Below are 17,209 nucleotides of genomic sequence, written 5' to 3' on the forward strand. Positions count from 1 at the left end.
CCAACTCTAGGGACTCCCCCACGATCGGACTACTCAGGGCGCTCTTGATAGAAAGAAGGCGTGACCCGGTACGCGATCATTGGCCTGGGATCCCGGGCTCAGATGTACGTTGACGCGTGCACCACCGTCCACCGCGACGTCGCGGACCTCGTCGCCATCTCCGACAGCAACCGAGGGCGCCTCGACTACTACGGACGACATCTCAGCGCGGCAACTTACGGACCGGACTCCGTCGCGGAAATAGTCAGGAACGAGCGGGTCGACCGAGTCATCGTCACCAGCCCTGACCACACCCACGCGCAGACAGTGGTGGCCGCACTCGAAGCCGGTGCGGATGTCATCGTCGAGAAGCCATTGACGATCGACACCGAAGGCTGTCGAAGCATCGGCGCCGCAAGGGAGAAGTCCGGCCGGTCGATCATCGTCACCTTCAACTACCGCTACTCACCGAGAAACTCCGCGCTTCGCGAGGTCATCGCGAGCGGGGCCATCGGGAAAATCACCTCGGTTCATTTCGAGTGGGTCCTGGACACCGCGCACGGCGCCGACTACTTTCGCCGTTGGCATCGCGAGAAGAAGAATTCCGGCGGTTTGCTCGTACACAAAGCATCGCACCACTTCGACCTGGTGAACTGGTGGATCCAGGACACCCCGGTCCGCGTCTTCGCCAGTGGCGGTCTTCGGTTCTACGGTAGCGAAAACGCGATGGGGCGCGGCCTGGCCGCGAGGCCGGCGAGGGGAAGCGTGGACGTACCCAGCCGCGACCCGTTCATGCTGGACATGCGCGCCGATCCGAAGCTGCGCTCGCTCTACCTGGAAAACGAGAAATACGACGGCTATCTCCGCGACCAGGACGTTTTCAGCGACGGCATCACTATCGAGGACAATCTGTGCGTCATCGTCGACTACGCGAGCGGCGCGACCATGTCGTACGCACTGAATGCACACAGCCCCTGGGAAGGCTACACAGTCGCCGTCAACGGAACCCGAGGCCGAGCCGAGCTGACAGTCGTGGAACGCGGGGCGGTGGTGAGCGATGGCCGCGTCATCGTGGATCCGAGCGCTACCCCGGACCGCGTCGTCGGCACCGACACCCGTCCACAGGGCGAAAAACTGGTCGTACAACAACACTGGGAATCGGCTCGGCACATCGATATTCCGGCTGACGGCAGCGCCCACGGTGGCGGCGACGCCAAACTGCTGAAGGACATTTTCGTGGGACCTGGAGACGACCCACTCCACCGAGCCGCCGACTATCGCGACGGGGTGCGCTCGGTTGCTGTTGGCATCGCGGCCAACGACAGCATCGCGAGCGGCACGCCCATCACGATCGCCGGTCTCGATCTGGGTACGGACATTTCCTGGTAGGTGGTCAGAACGCCCGGGTGGGGTCGTCAATCGTGGTCATGGCGCCTTCCCGGTGCGCCCGGAGCGCGTCCGCCACGAATTCGCGGGAGAAGAGCGCCGACAGGATGGCGATCCCGCCGCGGTTGACGCGGATCTCCCCGCCGCGGATCCGGCCGGTGATCACCACCCGGCGGCCACCTCCAGCGCCGCCGCCTTCGAGATCCTTGATCCGGCCGCGGCCAGTCCACTCGATGCCCCACTGATCGACGGTCGCGTCGCTGGGCAGCAACAGTTTCACCATGCTGTGGTCGATATCGACGGCGAGCTCGATGTCCCCCTCGGCGATGGCCGGCGAGCGCAGGTCGATGACCACCGCGCCGCGACGCGCTCGAACCTCGAAGCTGCGCGCGGTCGTCCAGTTTCCCAGGTGCTTGCTCATGTTGTGGTCTGCGGCGATGCGGACAACGTCTGCGGTGATGCTCTCTGTGTTTGTCATGGCTAGATAGTGACACAGAAACTAGTTGCATTGCAACTAGCAGTTCGGTGACTAGTGTAACTTTGTCCTATGACCACTAGCTTCAAGCGCTCACCCCTGGCGCTGGCGATCCTCGGCCTTCTGGAGGCCGGCCCCCTGCACCCGTACGGCATGCAGCAGCTGATCAAGGAATGGGGGAAGGACCAGGTGATCAACGTCGGGCAGCGCGCCACCCTCTACAAGATGATCGCCAGGCTGACCGAGGCGCGGCTGATCAAGGTCTGCGAGACCACCCGGGACAACCTCTACCCGGAGCGGACGTCGTACGAGCTGACCGACGCCGGCCGAGCCGCCGCCCGGCAGTGGATGGACGAAATCCTGTCCACGCCCAGAAACGAGTTCCCGGAGTTCCCCGCCGCACTGTCGTTCCTGCCGCTGCTGACTCCAGAGGCCGCAGCGGACCTTTTCGAACGAAGGCGCGAGCTTTTGATCCAGGAGCTGACCGAACGGGACGCCGAGCTCACCACTGCCCTGGAAGGCTTTCAGCTCCCCCGGGTCACCCTGTTGGAGTCGGAGTATCTGCGGGCGCTGACCCAGGCGGAACTGCGGTGGATAGACGAAGTTCTGGCGGGGCTCCGCGACAAATCCATTACCTGGAGCGAGGAAGAGCTGCGGGCAGCGGCGACCCGGCTCCAGGTGCCGCCCACGCCCACCCCAGGACGGTGAAAAGCAACACCGGATAGAGCTGATCTTCCAGGGCGGGCGACAACACCGCGATCACCACGGAGGCCGCGATGAGTGCCGGAGCCCACGATCGCAGCAACGAGTCGCGCTGCCGTGCCCGTACGATCGGGGAAATCAGGAAATAGAGCCAAAGCAGATAGAAGGCGAGACCCAGCAAGCCGGTTTCCACGGTGAGATGCAGCCAGAACGAGTCGACCTGGTCGGGATGCGCACCGGCCAGCGGGAAATCCGGGTGGGCTGGGTCCAGCTTGTTGTCTACCAAGGTGTCGTACCAGTACGGGTCGTGCTGGTACGCGACGGTGCCACCGAACTGGCCGACGCCGTAACCGAGCAGCGGCCGTCTCACCAACAGCCCGGCGCCCTGCTTGAAAAAGACGATCCGGGTTTCCTGCCGGCTCGCGGCCGGATCGTCCTTTCCGCTGGGTTTTGGCTTACCCCCGCCGATCGCGTTGAAAACGCCGGCGAGCCGGTCGGCGACGGTCGCCTGGTTCTTCGGGATAGCCACCTGCAGGCCAGCGAATCCGAGAACCAGGACCGCGGCGATGACGACGGGTTTCACCGATCCGCGACGGAACCACCACATGACCGCTGCGCCCAGGACGAATCCGATCGTGGACTCACGGGACTGGGTCGCGGACAAGCCGAAAGCCAGGAAGCCGAACAACAGCCACCATTTGCGGGACACCCGCTCAAGTGTCATGAACCAACAGAGCAATCCAAGGTCCACGACCATCAAGAAATGGCCGAGATGGTTGGGATGATTGAAGAACCCGTCGGCCCTCGCGAGCCGGGCCCAGGTCAGCTCGGTCCAGCCCAACGCCCGGAAAACCGGCAAACCGAAGGCGAACTCCGCCATCGCGACCGACGCGTTGAGGACCGCGATCACCCCGACGGCGATCACTATCGGCTTGAGCTGGCGGCACGTCGGCCGCAGCGCCCGCCAAGCGAAAAACACGATTACGCCACGAAAATAGACGAACAGCGACTGTCCTATCAGGACCGGACCACAACCACCGAACAGACCAGCGGCCACCATCACCATAGCCAGCGCGACCAACGCGGCCTCGGTTTTGGTGGCGAAGTCACGCCAACTCCGGTCCAGTGCCACCTTGGCCAGCGTGACGGCGAGTACGGCCAGGAAGAGCGCGCTCTTCACAGTCTTGGGCCAGCCGGCCAGCACCCAGGTCAGCTGCCCCTTGGCGTCCCTTGGTCCGGCATGGCCGAAAATCTGTTGGACCCAGCCTTCGAACAGGACATCGAGGACAAGGGCGGCGAGCAGCACCAGCAGTGTCGTACCCGCCGCCCGCGTCAGTTCCACCCGCCGAGCCCGCAACCCCACCTGACCATCCCCTTTGATGCGCCTTTAAAGGAGACGCACCAGGTGGGCAATCAGGTTATGGGCCCTCCGAAACTATGCCGTGGATCAATTCGATTTCAGGCAGAGCACGTACGGTGGCGTGCCCTCGTTCGTATACGTGTAGTCCGTGTCGTCGTCGCACAGGCTCTTGGCCGTGGTGCCGTCATAGCGGGAGACCAGCTTGTACGTGCCACTGCCGCAGCCCGGCGCCAGGTCGAGATACGAGTCCGAACCCTCGTCCCGGGTGGTGACGCATTGGCCGACCTTCAGGTGGTCCTCGTCGCCGTCCCCGGTCCGGTTGTTGCGCGGCGAGTTGGCGGCGGCCGGCCGGCTGTTCGAACTGGCGGCTGAGGTGGCCTTGTTCGCCAACGTGTAGAGGTAGTACGCCCCGTAGCTGGCGCCGCCGAGGCAGCCCAACACCAGGACGCCGATCACCACGACGGCGATGATGCCGCCGCCACCGCGCTTCTGTTTCGGCGGCGGTCCCATTGGCGGCATGCCGTACGGCTGCCCACCCGGCGGCGTCCCGTACGGCGCGCCAGTGCCGGGCGCGGCAGGAGCGCCGTAAGGGTCGCCGGGCGCCGGCGCGCCATAAGGAGCGCCAGTGCTGGGCGGCGGGGAGCCGTACGGGACACCCGAATTCGGGGTAGGAGCACCGTACGGCTGGCCGCCGGGGTTCTGCGGGTAGGGGTTGTAACCACCCTGGGGGTCGTACTGGCTCACTCCGGGCTCCTGGCTCCGTCACGTCTGTCCGCACCAACTGGGCGGGCGATTCAGTGTGGCGTGGCCGGCGAAGATGCCGAACGCCCCAGCGGCCAGCCGATCGGGCAACACCTTGCGCCGTACGGTCCCTCATGGTTTCGCGGGAATGCCCGTTCGGCGGTCTGGCAGATCCATCCAAACCCTTTCACAGATGTGAACTTTCATCAGTATGAACAAGGAAAACGCGGTCCTTGACACAGTCTCGCGAGGTGCGCATAGTGACCCGGCACACCCTTTTTTCGAGCCGTGAAACCAGGCCGCTCGGCTTTCGAGGAGTTCCGCGCATGCGCGTTCGACGAATCCGCACCGCCGCCCTGCTGGCCGTCACGGCGACCCTGGCCAGCGGGTTGTTAGCCTCCCCGGCGAGCGCCACCCCGCTGCCCTGTCCCGTCACCGACGCGATGATCTCGGCGGCCAACTACTGGGTCGTCAACGGCACCGAACTCGCCGCGAACACCTGGCAGAACGGCAGTTTCTACACCGGCAACCTGGCCGTCGTGCTGGCCACCGGGCAGTCCAACCACCGCACGCTGCCGTGGGCCGATGCCAACGGCTACGCAATCCTCAGCGATCCGTCCCACCCCTTCGCCCCGGACACCCAGGCAGTAGGCGAGGCGTACCTCGACCTGCACGTCTATTTCCACCCGGAACCGGAAAACCTGGTCCCGCTCAGAAACAACGTGCTCGCCGAGATCGGCACGGGCAAGACGACCTACTGGGGGCAGGCGGAGGCGATCAACCGGTCGATGCCGTCCTTCGCCCGGCTCGGCGTGCTGGACAGCGACAACACCATCCTCGCATCCATGCAGAAACTGTTCCACTACACCGAAAAGGTCGACGGTGGCGGGCTCTTCAACGAGACCGTCGGGCTGTGGAGACACGACTCTGGGTCGTTCACGTTCTCTTCCCAAGCGAACGGCGAAGCCTTCGCCGGGCTCGCGAAGGTCCTCGCCGCGCTGCCGTCCACAGATCCACGCCGGGTCGAATATCTCCGTGTTTTCAGGAAAATGGCCGGCACCATCCGGCTGACCCAGCGCCCTGACGGATTCTGGAACACCGATCTGCTCAACCCGCTGGACTCCCCCGGCCCGGAGAGCGCCGGCACGTCACTGCTCACGTACGGCCTCGCCTGGGGGGTCTCGGCCGGCGTCCTGGACGCGCGCACGTACGAACCAGCCGCCACGAAGGCGTGGCAGGCACTTACGTCCAAGGCCCTGCTGCCCAGCGGATTCCTTGGCTACGTCCAGAATCCCGCCGCTCGACCGTTCAGCCCGCCCGCGAAAGCCACCGACACCGCCGCGTACGGCGTCGGCGGCTTCCTGCAGGCCGGCCGCTGGATCGCTGCCCTCACCCCGGCCTGCCAGGCTCCGTAGCCGCACCTCTCAGGTAGCCGAAAAGGTCGTCGACCAGCTGCCGCGGACTCGCGTTTCCCTTTCCGCCGGCGGCAAGGTGGCCGGCCGCCGCGAGGTCCGCCGCCCCATGGGCGAGCGATCGAATCAGCGAGGCCAACCGGACCGGATCGCCGGCCGGCAGCGCGCCGGCCCGTTGGGTCGCCGCGACCAGCCCGACCAGCGCGGCCTGGGTGGTTTCGGCGGCAGCCGCCAGCTCGTTGGATTCGATCGTCCACGGACCGAAAACCAGCCTGAAACGGGCCGGATACCGGCTCGCCCACTCGACGTATGCGTGCGTGGCTTCCCGCAGCACGGCCTCGGGCGGCCCCGATGCGCCGGCCAGCACCGCACTTCGCCGCGCCAGCTCCCGCGCGGCGACCGCCGCCAGCAACGCCTCCTTGCTGGCGAAATGTTTGTACGGGGCATTGTGCGAGACGCCGACCCGGCGGCCGACCTCGCGCAGGGTCACCGCGTCGACGCCACCCTGATCGAGCAGATGGGCGGCCGCCTCGATCAGGGCGTCACGCGTACCAGGAGCCATGCGAGCAGCGTAACGCCGGTTGACAGTGTCAACCTGGCGAGCTAGGTTGACGCTGTCAACCTACGAGAGGACCGATGATATGAAACGGGCGGTCATCACCGGAGCGACTTCCGGGATCGGTGCGGAGATCGCGAGACTACTGGCCGCCAACGGCATGACCGTTGACCTGGTCGGACGCAGCCAAGGCCGACTTGAGCAGGCACGGCAACGGATTCTCGGCACCCACCCGGCTGCCGACCTCCGGCTCGTACGCGCGGATCTGTCCCTGCTCTCCGAAGTACGAGCGCTGGCGGATCAGGCCGCCGACAATCCGCCGGACGTGGTGATCAGCTGCGCGGCAGTGATCGCGGAGATTCGGGACGTCACCTCCGAAGGTCTGCAGCGGACCCTGGTGACGAACCATCTCGCGCCCTATTTGTTGATGCGCTCGCTGGTCAAACCGATCGGCGACCGGGCGGCGCGGTTCATCGTGGTCGGAGCATCACCGACCGCGCTGGCCCGTACGCCGGTGAATCTCGACGATCTGGACTGCCACACCGGTCGCGGACTCGGACCGCTGCCCAGCGCCCGACCGTTCGCCGCGTACGGGCGGACGAAGAACATGAACGCGATGTTCGTCTACGCGCTCGCGGACCGGCTCGCCGACAGCCAGATCAAGGTGAACGGTGTCCATCCGGGCATCATCAGCGGAACCGGTCTGGCCCGAGACGCCCGCGGCTCCCTGAGAGTGTTCAGCAGCCTTGTCGCTCCCTTCATGCCGGGCGTGGACGCTGGTGCCGACAGCCCCGCGTGGTTGGCCACCTCTCCCGAGGTCGCTGGCGTGACCGGGAAGTTCTTCGTCAAACGCAAGCAAGTTCCCACCGCCCCACACACCACCGACAAGGCTCGCTGCGACCGACTGTGGGACGAGAGTGCCCGGCTGGTGGGCCTTTCGGTCAGCGCTGGGCGGTGATGAACTGGGGCGGCGTGAATCCCGCGGTGCCGGCGAAAAGTGGCGCCAGGTCGCGGTGATGGCGCCGACTCAGCTCGGCTGGATCGGCCGTACGAGCGAGCCACTCGTGATCCGCCAGCCAGCTGACCGGGTCGTTGCCGACACCGCCTTTCCACAGATCAGCGAACCAGTTCGTCATTTCCGGGTCCACATCGCGCATCAGGTCCGGAACCTTGGCGAAATCGGCGTCGATGTATTCCACCGAAAGATGGCTGCCCGGCGCGGACAGTCCGGTGATGCCGGAGATCAGCCGGTCGTTGTCCGCCGGAGACAAGTACGGGATGAGGCCCTCGGCGAGCCACGCCGTCGGTACGGCCGGATCCAGCCCGGCGGCCTGCAGCGCGGTCGGCCAGTCCTCGCGCAGGTCCGTCGCCACCACGATCCGCTCGCCGCGCGGCTGAGCGCCCACCTCGTCGATGACCTGCTGCTTGAACCGCAGGACCGGTGGCATGTCGAGCTCGAAAACCCTTACGCCAGCGGGAAAGTCCAGCCGGTACGCCCGGGCGTCCAACCCGGCCGCCACCAGCACCACCTGTCGGCAGCCGGCGGCGGTCGCGGCCAGCAGGTAGTCGTCGAAGAACTTCGTTCGTACGCTCACATATTCGCCCATGAGCACCTGCATCTGTTGCCAGATATCCGGAGAATCGGCCGCCGCGCCACTGGGAAAAGGCGCATGCGCCTCGCCGGCCGCGACGAAGGCGGCGGCCAGCGGATCATGGAACAGCGGGTCGGGCCGCGCGTCCTCGGCCGCGCGACCCACCGCCACTCCCAGCGCCGTCCAACTGACATCGGCCATCTCGACCCGCGCCGCCATCGCGCCCACCTCGCCCCACCGTCAGATAGTTTGCATACCTAACTATCGACGCTAGCGTCCGATTTGGGCGGGCACAATGTGATTATTCAGCTATTGCCCTTCAGTGGCAGTGCCCGTTGCTACTGGGCGGCACATCCAGGGTCGGGTTGCGGTCGAAGAAACCGATCGGCTTGAGAGTGAAGCCCGCGTAGTCGACCGGCATGATCGGCCAATCCTCCGGCCGCGGAAAGTGCGTCAGCCCGAAGGTGTGCCACAGCACCACATCCGCGCCATCCACCGGCCGGTCAGCCGAAGTCCATGCCGGCAGGCCGCCGCCACCGGGGTGCTGGTTCACGAAGTCACCGGCCGAATAACGCTCGGCCGGGTCGTACGCGGTCACCCAGAGATGCTTGGTCGCAAACGCCGCTCGCTGGTGAATCGACGACGACTCGTCAGCGAGCAGCGTCGGCAGGCCTTCCGGATAAAGCGCATAGCCGACCGGCCGGCCGAACCGGTTCCGCACCTCGGGATTCACGATCTGCCACGTACGCGCGCGGCTCTGGTCACCCATTCGCTGCGCGTCCGACTCCCGCTCCAGCCGCGTCCGGGCCTCCCGGAAAGCGTTCCCATACGGATTGTCCGGGCCGACCGGGACCCGTACGGCCTCGACCTCTTCGACCGCGTTCGTCAGGCCATCGACCATCATGTCCAGCCGGGCCGAGAAAAGATGCTGGTGGAACGGCGCGCCGAGACCGGGCGCGACCTCGGTGGCGTACGGGTGACCGGCCCCCGGAAAGGCCGACGTGAACGGCACACCGGTCGCCTTGGCTTCGCACTGAATCGTACCGTCGAGGGAGAAATACCAGTAGAAGCCGTAATCGTAGTTGCCGACCGTGGTGAAGAAGGAAATCACCAATCGGCGCTGCCGGCGGGTTTCCGAGGAACCGGTGAAAAGATCGGAATGCTTCCACAGCACCCCGAAATCCTCCTCGTGCATGCAGATCGCGTTGCGCAGCGTCTGCGGCTCACCGAAGTCGTCGGCGATCACCACGTCTTCGTAGTGAATCTCCCCCAAGCAGTCGCAACCTAGCTCGAGCGAGTTGGTGTAGCGACCAAACATGTACTCGCCAGCATCGAAGTAGTTCTGCCAGAACCGGACCGGCGACGGATCCGCGTACGGGACGACCATCTCGGCGATTGACGCGCGGTAGACGATCGGCCGGTCGTCGAAGGAGATCTGGTGCAGGGTCAGGCCTTCGCGCTCGTTGAAACCGATCCGCAGCCGCCAGTTCTGCCAGCTCACCTCGCCGCCGGAGACCGCGAAACTGGGGCCTTCGGGCTGGGTGATCTCGATCGGTTTCAAGGTCGTACGAAGCGGACCGACCTGCTCCGGGTCGTCGAAGTTGCCCGGCTCGGCCGGCACCGGGAAAACCTGGTGGTCGATGACTTTGGTGACGATCTTGCGGGTCATGTCCACGTACGCTGACAAACCGTCGACCGGATGCGCCCACGGGTGGTCTTTTTCGTGGAACTGCTGGAAACCGATCGTCCGCAGCAGCCGCCGGCCGGTCTCGTCCGGCTCGTCGTAGACGCCGGCGGACAACGGCACGGCTCGTACGCTCGCGGGGTCGATCCCGCGCTTGGCCAGCGCGTCCACCCACCGTTGGTCGCCCGCGACGACCTCCTCAACCAGCTCGAACTCACTGTCGATAATCGGCAGCTGACCGGTTTTGGCCGTGTCCAGCCGAATTGCACTGTCCACTGTGGACCGAGTGACCGAGATGAGCACGTCGTGCGAGTCACCGGTCGCGAGGTCCAGCAGCAGCACCCGGAACCGACGGTCCAGCTCGGTCCCTTCGCCGTACGCCAGCACCTCGGCCTTCGACGGCTCCTCCGGACCGCAGAACGCATATCGCACGCTCTCGCCGAGCAGTCCGGCCTCGGCCAGGACTTCCTTCACCCGGCGAATCTCGTCCTTCGTGACCCGGTCCAGTGGGTGGCTGGCGGCCACCAGCCCGTCGACGATCGTCACTTCTCAGCTCCTCTTCACGACGTTTGCGTCAGCCTACTTGGCCGCCCGGATCCGGCAGTGCCTTCACCGTACGCCGACGGGCTCGCCACAACCTGGCTGCCGGGAAGACGGAAAGCGGCATTCTCACAACCCGGGAATGACCCACCTCGGCATAGCGGACGGACGCTACCTTTCACCCGCAGATACGAAAGGACCGTCCATTGGTGGAGCTGCAGCTGCGCCACCGGTCGCCGGTGTCCGGGCTGGACCGGCGCCGGCTGGGGCCGCTCCAGGTGATCGCCCAGTCCGTCTCGGCGGTGGCACCGTCGGCCGCGATGGCGACCAGCCCGGCGATGGCCGCGGTGACCGCCGGCGCGACGGTGACCTGGTCGTACGTCATCGCCACTGGTCTCGCGCTGCTGATTGGGCGCTGCATCGCCTACTTCACCCGCCGGATGGCCGTGGCCGGCTCGCTCTACAGCCTCACCGCCAAGGGCCTCGGCCCGTCGGCGGCCTTCGCGTGCGGCTGCGCGATGCTCGTCGGCTACGGGGTGCTGGGGATGGGCATGCTGACTGGCTGCGCCATCTACCTGGGCGACTTGCTGGCCCGCCTCGGGGTGCCGCGCGGGCCCAGCACAGTGGCCGTCGCGGCTCTGGGCGTACTCGCCCTCGGTGCCCTCGCCACCGTCTGCACACTCCGGGCCGTACGACTGTCCGCGCAGGTCATCCTGGTCGTCGAGGCGGTGTCGATCGGGCTGATGCTGGTGATTTTCGCGGTGCTCCTGACCGGCATCGGGCCGCACCTGGACCTGCGGCCATTCGCGATCTCCTCGGCCAACCTCGGCATCGTCGGTGCCGGCGTACTGCCCGCTCTCGGGGCCTTCGTGGGCTTCGAGGCGGCGGCGGCTCTGGGCGTCGAGGCCCGCCGGCCGTTCCAGACGATCCCGCGGGCCGTGCAATGGACCGCCGGGCTCGCCGGCGTGCTGTTCGTGGCCGCCACCTACACCCAGGTGGTCGGCCTCAGCCGGCTGCCCGGCGGCCTCGCCGGGCAGGGCCGGCCGGTCACCGCGCTTGCCACCGCACAGCACCTGCCCTGGCTGTCCCTGTTGCTCGACATCGGCATCGCGGCCTCGTTTTTCGCCTGTACGTTGGCAACCGGCACCGCGCTGACCCGGGTGCTGTTCTCGATGGGCCGGGACGGCATCGCCCCGCACCAGTTCGGCGCCACCCATCCACGGCACCGGACTCCGCGAGTGGCGATCATGGTGGCGATCCCGGTCACCGCCGCCGTACCGGCCGTGTTGTTGCTGGCTGGGATGCCCGCCGGCGTCCTGCTGGTGACCCTGATCAACATCGCGGTTTTCGGCTATCTGGTGGCATATCTGCTGGTCTGCGTGTCCGCGCCGGTGTTCCTGCGGCGGATCGGCGAACTGACCGTGGGCGCGGTGCTGACCGCCGCGGTGATCGCGCCGGTGCTGGTCGCCGTGTTGGTCGCCTTCACGATGGTCACCTGGAACGGCCCCTACCCGTACGCCTTCGGCCTCCTCGTCCTGGCCGCGCTGGGGTGGTTCGGCTGGTTGCGGCTGCGCCGGCCGGCCACCCTGTCCGGTATCGGGGTGTACGACGAGACGTTGGCGGCTGACGTGCTGGGTGGCACCGACAGATGACCTCAGGCATGGACCCCTCGCCGCTGCCCGGCCGGCAGCCGCGGGCCCTTCGCAACACGCTCGCGATCATCGAGGAGGTGGTCGCGGCCGGGCCTGGCGTCACCGCGAAGGAAATCTCCGCCGCCCTCAAGCTGCCGCCGGCCACCACGTACCGACTGCTGAACCTGCTGGTCGGCGAGGAATACCTGGTCCGGCTGCCGGACCTGCGCGGCTTCGCGCTCGGCCGCCGGGCCGCCCGGCTGGCCGCTCCCACCAACACCCGCCCACCTGCGGCCGTACGCGCCGTTGTCGGCCATCTGCGCGGCAACGTCCGGTGGGGCGTCCACCTCGCCTCGTTCACCGCCGGCCGTCTCGTACTCATGGACCCGGACCGCGACCACCCACCGAGCGACGAGGTAGTCCTCGCCCGCTACCTTTACGCGTCCGCGCTGGGCAAACTGCTGCTCGCCGACCAACCCGACTGGCGGGCGATGGTCCGGGACCTTCGCCGCTTCACCGAACACACCATCGTCGGTCGTACCGAACTGGACACCGAACTCCGCGAGGTCGCCGCCTCCGGCGTCGCCCGCCAATGCGGCGAGCTGCGTACCGACCGCGGCTGCCTGGCCGTCCCCATCCGCGACCAGGACACCGGCGCCCTGGTCGCTGGCCTCGCCGTCAGCGGCCCACCCGATCGGATCGCCGAACCCAACACCGACATGATCGCCCTCCTGCGCAAACATGCCGACCGTCTCGCACCGCTGCTCGCCTAGTGTCCTGATCTCGCCAGCAGCACGTCCGCGAGCGCGGTCCAGAGCTGTGGTCACGGACAGATCACCTTTCTTCGTGGAACACCGCGGTTCGGAGGTCGAGACTCCGGTGAACACAGACCGCGCCGGCTGATAGACATCTTCTATCGGACTACGACTGCCTGTGGAGGCGTTTGGTGAGCATTCTCGGTACGCGGGTTCTCCGCACCGAAGATCCGCTGTTTCTGACAAAAGGGGCCACCTACACCGAGGACCTCGTCGACGAGCGCCTCGCCGGCGCCGCGTATGTGACGTTCGTACGATCGCCCATCGCGCATGGGCGGATCACCGCGATCGACACGTCGGAGGCGGAGGCCGCGCCGGGAGTCGTACGAGTTTTCACCGCGAAGGACGTCGAGCTCCCACCGATCCCGCCAGCGCTGCCGATGTTCACCAAGGGGATGGATCGGCCGCTGCTGGCCGCCGACACCGTACGGTTCGTTGGCGACCTGGTGGCCGCGATCGTCACGGAGGAGCGTTACCAGGGCGAGGATGCCGCCGAGCTGGTCGACATCGACTTCGATCCGCTGCCGGCGGTGGTCGATCCGCGCAAGGCGCTGAACGACGAGGTCCTGCTGTTCCCAGCGGCCGGTACGAACCTGATCTTCACCGTCCCTGGCGACCTCGATGACAGCGTTTTCGAGGGCTGCGAGGTGGTGATCAGCCGCGAGATCGTCAACCAGCGGCTCGCGCCGGCGCCCATGGAGGTGCGGGCGGCGGCCGCGGTTTGGGGGCAGGACGGCCGGCTGACCGCGTGGATTCCCAACCAGGCGGCCCAGATGACCAAGGCCGGGCTGGTCGCCATCCTGGGCATCGACCCGGATCTGGTCCGCGTCATCACGCCGGACACCGGCGGCGGGTTCGGCGCCAAGATCGGCGCCGATCCGGAGGCCGCCGCGGTCGCGTGGATGGCTGGCAGGCTCAAACGGCCGTTGCGGTGGGTCGAAACCCGCTCGGAGAACCTCGTCGGCATGACGCACGGCCGCGACCAGGTGCAGACCATCACGCTCGGCGGCCGTCGCGATGGCACGCTGCAGGCGTACCGGCTGGATGTGATCCAGGACTGCGGCGCCTACCCGCTTTTCGGTGCGATGCTGCCGGCATTCACCTACTCGATGGCCACCGGCGTCTACGACATTCCGACGTTGCAGTACAGATCTCGCAGTGTGGCCACCAACAAAACCTCTGTCGCGGCCTACCGCGGCGCGGGTCGGCCAGAGGCGACAGCCGCGATCGAACGGGCGATGGATCTTTTCGCCGCGGAGATCGGGATGGACCCGATCGAGGTGCGCAAGAAGAACGTGCTGCCACCAGAAGCCTTTCCGTACAAGACAAAAGGCGGAGCGCTCTACGACAGTGGCGAGTACGCGGCCGCTATCGACCTCGCGGTGGACGCGGCGGATTACGCCGGTTTGCGGGCTGAGCAGGCGCAAAAGCGCGCCAACGGGGACGTCGTCCAGATGGGCATCGGCGTCTGCGCGTACGTGGAAGTCACCGGCGCCGGCGGCGAAGGGGGCTCGCCGAGCGAAAACGCGACCGTCGAGGTGCATCCCGATGGCAGCGTCACCGTCCTCACCGGCACGTCACCGCACGGTCAGGGGCATCAGACGGCATGGTCGATGTTGGTCAGTGACCAGCTCGGCATCCCGATGGACCGGATCACCGTCAAATACGGCGACACCGACCTGGTTCCGGTAGGCGGCGGCACGATGGGGTCGCGCAGCCTGCAGCAGGGCGGCGCCGCCGTGCACCAGGCCACCAAAGAGTTGGTGGAGCTGGCAAAGACGCGTGCGGCCGACCTGCTCGAGGCCAATGTGGACGATCTGGTGGTGGATACCGGGCGGGCCGCGATCGCGGTCGCCGGCGTACCAACCGCCACGATCAGCTTCGCTGAGCTGGCCGCACAGGAAAAGCTTTCCGTCTACACGGTTTTCACCACCGACGGTGCGACTTTTCCTTTCGGCGCCCATATCGCGGTCGTCGATGTGGACACGGAGTCTGGCAAGGCGGAGCTGCGCCGGATCGTCACGGTGGACGACGCCGGTACGATCCTCAACCCGCTGCTCTTCGACGGGCAGCGGCACGGCGGCATCGCGCAGGGCGTCGCCCAGGCGCTGTTCGAGGAGGTTCTCTATGACGAGGACGGAAATCCGCTGACCTCGACCTTCGCCAGCTATCCGTTCGTGTCGGCCACCGAGCTGCCGAGCTTCGAGCTGGTCACCATGCAGACGCCGACACCGTACAATCCGCTCGGCGCCAAGGGAATCGGCGAGGCGGGCACGATCGGTGCCACCCCGGCCGTGCAAAACGCCGTGATCGACGCCGTTTCCCATTTGGGCGTCAGACATATCGAGATGCCGACCACCCCGGAGCGGGTCTGGTCCGCGATCCAGCAAGCCGCCGGAGGAACCGCGTGAAGGTCGAGATCGCCGTCAACGGCGTGAAACGTACGGATGAGGTCGAGCCTCGCCTGCTGCTGGCGCATTATCTGCGCGAGGTCGCAGGATTGAAGGGCACCAACATCGGTTGCGACACCTCGTCGTGCGGCGCTTGTACGGTCCACGTCGACGGGGAGTCGGTGAAGTCCTGCACGGTTCTGGCCGTTCAGGCGGACGGCCGGCAAGTGACCACTGTGGAGGGTCTGGCGAGCGAAGACGGCACGATGCATCCGATGCAGCGGGCCTTCCAGCAGGAGCACGCGCTGCAGTGCGGGTTTTGTACGCCAGGCATGGTGATGGCGTCGATTGGGCTGCTGGCGGAGAATCCGGATCCGACTGAGCAGGAGATCCGGGAGGGCCTGGAAGGCAACCTCTGCCGCTGCACCGGCTATCACAACATCGTCCGGGCCGTCCGCCTTGCCGCCGAAGGGAATCGCGCGTGATCCCCGCCGCTTTTGACTACGCACGGCCAGAAACGGTCGAGGAGGCCATCGGCCTTCTCGGTCAGCATGGCGACGAGGCGAAACTGCTGGCCGGTGGGCATTCCTTGCTGCCGCTGATGAAACTGCGGTTCGCCAACCCCAGCGTGCTGATCGACATCGGCCGGCTGACGGATCTGTCGTACGTACGAGTGGAAGGTGACGAGCTCGCGATCGGTGCCTTGACGCGCTATTGCGACCTGGTTTCCGCTGACGTGGTCACGAAAGAAGCCCCGCTGCTCGGGTACGCGTCATCGCTGGTCGGCGATCCGCAGGTGCGCCACCGCGGCACGATTGGCGGCACCCTCGTACACGCCGATCCCGCCTCGGACCTCCCAGCCGTCGTGCTGGCCACCGGCGGTTCGCTGATCGCGCAGGGTCCGGCTGGTCGGCGGATCATTGGTGTCGACGACTTTTTTCGCGGCTTCTTCGAAACCGCGCTGGAACCGGATGAGATCCTGGTGGAGGTTCGGCTGCCGCGTACGGGTGCGTGCCCGTGGGCGTATCAGAAATTCGTCCGGCGGGCCAACGACTGGGCGATCGTGGGAGCAGCCACAGTGGACGGTCGGGTCGGGCTGGTCAACATGGGCCAGACCCCGCTGCGCGCGACCGCGGTCGAAGAGGCACTCACGTCTGGCGCGAGTGTCTCGGAAGCGGCCGCACTGGCTGCCGACGGCACCGCGCCGGCCGCGGACATGCACGCGTCCGAGGAATTCCGCCGGCACCTCGCGAGAGTTCTCACTCGCCGAGCCCTGACCGCAGCCGAGGCCCGCTGACGTTACCCCCCGACCGGGCCCCAGCGGGTTTTCTGGGCGGCCACGTACGCCCCGAAGTCGCCAACCATGTCCAGCTCACCACCGCTGACCAGCCACTGGATCTGCAGGCCGTCCAGGGCGGCGATGGTGAGGTGGACGAACCGCTCGACCGGCACCTCGGAGCGGAATTCGCCGGCGTCCAGGCCATGTTCGACGGCCGCGGTCAGCCACGCGTAGACGCCCGCGTAGTGCTGCTGAACCCAGTCGTGCGCGGGATGCGCCGGATCGATCGCCTCCGCACTCAGCGTGACGAAAAGCCGCACCTGGTTGGGCCGCTGACTGTTCCGCCGCACCAGCGCGATCAGCGCATCGAAGGCGGCCCAACCCAGCGGCGGTTGGCTGTCCACCTCCAGCAGCCGGCCGTCGATCTCATCCCGATGGTCCAGCGCGGCCACCAAAAGTGCCACCTTGGAGGGAAAATGGTGCAGCAGACCGGACTGGCTCAGCCCCGCCAGCTCAGCGACCTGCGCGATCGACGTGCCGCGATAGCCGGCGGCGGCGAACAAGTCGAGCGCCACCTCCAGCACCCGGGCGCGAGCCTGGTCACCGGCCGCGCTGGCGCGGTCGGTGACTGTCCGTCGATAGCGCCGCGGAAAGGACATCCGGTCAG

General features: G+C 66.9%; 16 protein-coding genes. 9 read left to right on the forward strand and 7 right to left on the reverse strand.

The annotated features are described in order from the left end of the window. The first annotated feature begins 60 nt into the window (after positions 1-60). A complete protein-coding gene (locus tag ABD301_RS26425; RefSeq protein WP_344313138.1) occupies positions 61-1,368 on the forward strand; it encodes a Gfo/Idh/MocA family protein in 1,308 nt (435 codons plus the stop codon). Between the two features lie 4 nt (positions 1,369-1,372). On the opposite strand, the gene ABD301_RS26430 is transcribed toward ABD301_RS26425, so the two are convergent. Beyond that, positions 1,373-1,843 (reverse strand): hypothetical protein, encoded by a 471-nt coding sequence (locus tag ABD301_RS26430; RefSeq protein ID WP_279579053.1) that lies wholly within the window; start codon positions 1,841-1,843, stop codon positions 1,373-1,375. 69 nt (positions 1,844-1,912) lie between these two features. On the opposite strand from ABD301_RS26430, the gene ABD301_RS26435 reads away from it, so the two are divergent. Continuing rightward, complete coding sequence (locus ABD301_RS26435) at positions 1,913-2,548, forward strand: helix-turn-helix transcriptional regulator (protein ID WP_344313139.1); 636 nt, start codon at positions 1,913-1,915, stop codon at positions 2,546-2,548. On the opposite strand, the gene ABD301_RS26440 is transcribed toward ABD301_RS26435, so the two are convergent. Beyond that, entirely contained in the window at positions 2,472-3,884 is a 1,413-nt protein-coding gene (locus tag ABD301_RS26440; protein ID WP_344313140.1) for an O-antigen ligase family protein, read from the reverse strand. The genes ABD301_RS26435 and ABD301_RS26440 overlap by 77 nt on opposite strands. Before the next feature lie 105 nt (positions 3,885-3,989). Further along, complete coding sequence (locus ABD301_RS26445; RefSeq protein ID WP_344313141.1) at positions 3,990-4,646, reverse strand: LppU/SCO3897 family protein; 657 nt, start codon at positions 4,644-4,646, stop codon at positions 3,990-3,992. A gap of 323 nt (positions 4,647-4,969) precedes the next feature. Here ABD301_RS26445 and ABD301_RS26450 point away from each other — a divergent pair, with 323 nt between their 5' ends. Further along, positions 4,970-6,058, forward strand: a complete 1,089-nt coding sequence (locus ABD301_RS26450) for a glycoside hydrolase family 88 protein (RefSeq protein ID WP_344313142.1) — start codon at positions 4,970-4,972, stop codon at positions 6,056-6,058. On the opposite strand, the gene ABD301_RS26455 is transcribed toward ABD301_RS26450, so the two are convergent. After that, positions 6,033-6,617, reverse strand: a complete 585-nt coding sequence (locus ABD301_RS26455; protein ID WP_163569264.1) for a TetR/AcrR family transcriptional regulator — start codon at positions 6,615-6,617, stop codon at positions 6,033-6,035. The genes ABD301_RS26450 and ABD301_RS26455 overlap by 26 nt on opposite strands. A gap of 79 nt (positions 6,618-6,696) precedes the next feature. On the opposite strand from ABD301_RS26455, the gene ABD301_RS26460 reads away from it, so the two are divergent. Further along, entirely contained in the window at positions 6,697-7,569 is an 873-nt protein-coding gene (locus ABD301_RS26460; protein WP_344313144.1) for an SDR family NAD(P)-dependent oxidoreductase, read from the forward strand. On the opposite strand, the gene ABD301_RS26465 is transcribed toward ABD301_RS26460, so the two are convergent. Both ABD301_RS26465 and ABD301_RS26470 read right to left on the reverse strand, forming a co-directional pair. Then, positions 7,553-8,422, reverse strand: a complete 870-nt coding sequence (locus ABD301_RS26465) for an SAM-dependent methyltransferase (protein WP_344313146.1) — start codon at positions 8,420-8,422, stop codon at positions 7,553-7,555. The genes ABD301_RS26460 and ABD301_RS26465 overlap by 17 nt on opposite strands. A gap of 100 nt (positions 8,423-8,522) precedes the next feature. Then, entirely contained in the window at positions 8,523-10,433 is a 1,911-nt protein-coding gene (locus ABD301_RS26470) for a primary-amine oxidase (protein WP_163569268.1), read from the reverse strand. Positions 10,434-10,636: 203 nt separating this feature from the next. Between ABD301_RS26470 and ABD301_RS26475 the strand changes: the two genes are divergently transcribed. The 5 genes from ABD301_RS26475 (at position 10,637) to ABD301_RS26495 (ending at position 16,560) form a co-directional block, all read left to right on the forward strand. After that, a complete protein-coding gene (locus ABD301_RS26475) occupies positions 10,637-12,079 on the forward strand; it encodes an APC family permease (protein WP_344313148.1) in 1,443 nt (480 codons plus the stop codon). Continuing rightward, positions 12,076-12,831: an IclR family transcriptional regulator gene (locus tag ABD301_RS26480; protein ID WP_344313149.1), complete on the forward strand. Its 756-nt coding sequence runs from the start codon at positions 12,076-12,078 to the stop codon at positions 12,829-12,831. The genes ABD301_RS26475 and ABD301_RS26480 overlap by 4 nt, the downstream gene beginning before the upstream one ends. Positions 12,832-13,004: 173 nt before the next feature. Further along, the gene (locus tag ABD301_RS26485) at positions 13,005-15,284 is read left to right on the forward strand and encodes a xanthine dehydrogenase family protein molybdopterin-binding subunit (protein WP_344313150.1); all 2,280 of its coding nucleotides are present in this window, start codon (positions 13,005-13,007) and stop codon (positions 15,282-15,284) included. Continuing rightward, a complete protein-coding gene (locus ABD301_RS26490; protein ID WP_344313151.1) occupies positions 15,281-15,748 on the forward strand; it encodes a (2Fe-2S)-binding protein in 468 nt (155 codons plus the stop codon). The genes ABD301_RS26485 and ABD301_RS26490 overlap by 4 nt, the downstream gene beginning before the upstream one ends. Continuing rightward, positions 15,745-16,560 (forward strand): FAD binding domain-containing protein, encoded by an 816-nt coding sequence (locus ABD301_RS26495; RefSeq protein ID WP_344313152.1) that lies wholly within the window; start codon positions 15,745-15,747, stop codon positions 16,558-16,560. The genes ABD301_RS26490 and ABD301_RS26495 overlap by 4 nt, the downstream gene beginning before the upstream one ends. A gap of 2 nt (positions 16,561-16,562) precedes the next feature. On the opposite strand, the gene ABD301_RS26500 is transcribed toward ABD301_RS26495, so the two are convergent. Next, positions 16,563-17,201, reverse strand: a complete 639-nt coding sequence (locus ABD301_RS26500) for a TetR/AcrR family transcriptional regulator (RefSeq protein ID WP_163569270.1) — start codon at positions 17,199-17,201, stop codon at positions 16,563-16,565. Between the last annotated feature and the right edge of the window lie 8 nt (positions 17,202-17,209).

The sequence above is a fragment of the Fodinicola feengrottensis genome (assembly GCF_039530045.1).
Taxonomy (GTDB): domain Bacteria; phylum Actinomycetota; class Actinomycetes; order Mycobacteriales; family HKI-0501; genus Fodinicola; species Fodinicola feengrottensis.

Bases quoted from the DNA above. Each gene is read 5' to 3' on its own strand.
- ABD301_RS26430 (WP_279579053.1), bottom strand. From the start codon at position 1,843: ATGACAAACACAGAGAGCATCACCGCAGACGTTGTCCGCATCGCCGCA.
- ABD301_RS26435 (WP_344313139.1), top strand. From the start codon at position 1,913: ATGACCACTAGCTTCAAGCGCTCACCCCTGGCGCTGGCGATCCTCGGC.
- ABD301_RS26450 (WP_344313142.1), top strand. From the start codon at position 4,970: ATGCGCGTTCGACGAATCCGCACCGCCGCCCTGCTGGCCGTCACGGCG.
- ABD301_RS26455 (WP_163569264.1), bottom strand. From the start codon at position 6,617: ATGGCTCCTGGTACGCGTGACGCCCTGATCGAGGCGGCCGCCCATCTG.
- ABD301_RS26460 (WP_344313144.1), top strand. From the start codon at position 6,697: ATGAAACGGGCGGTCATCACCGGAGCGACTTCCGGGATCGGTGCGGAG.
- ABD301_RS26465 (WP_344313146.1), bottom strand. From the start codon at position 8,422: ATGGCGGCGCGGGTCGAGATGGCCGATGTCAGTTGGACGGCGCTGGGA.
- ABD301_RS26480 (WP_344313149.1), top strand. From the start codon at position 12,076: ATGACCTCAGGCATGGACCCCTCGCCGCTGCCCGGCCGGCAGCCGCGG.
- ABD301_RS26500 (WP_163569270.1), bottom strand. From the start codon at position 17,201: ATGTCCTTTCCGCGGCGCTATCGACGGACAGTCACCGACCGCGCCAGC.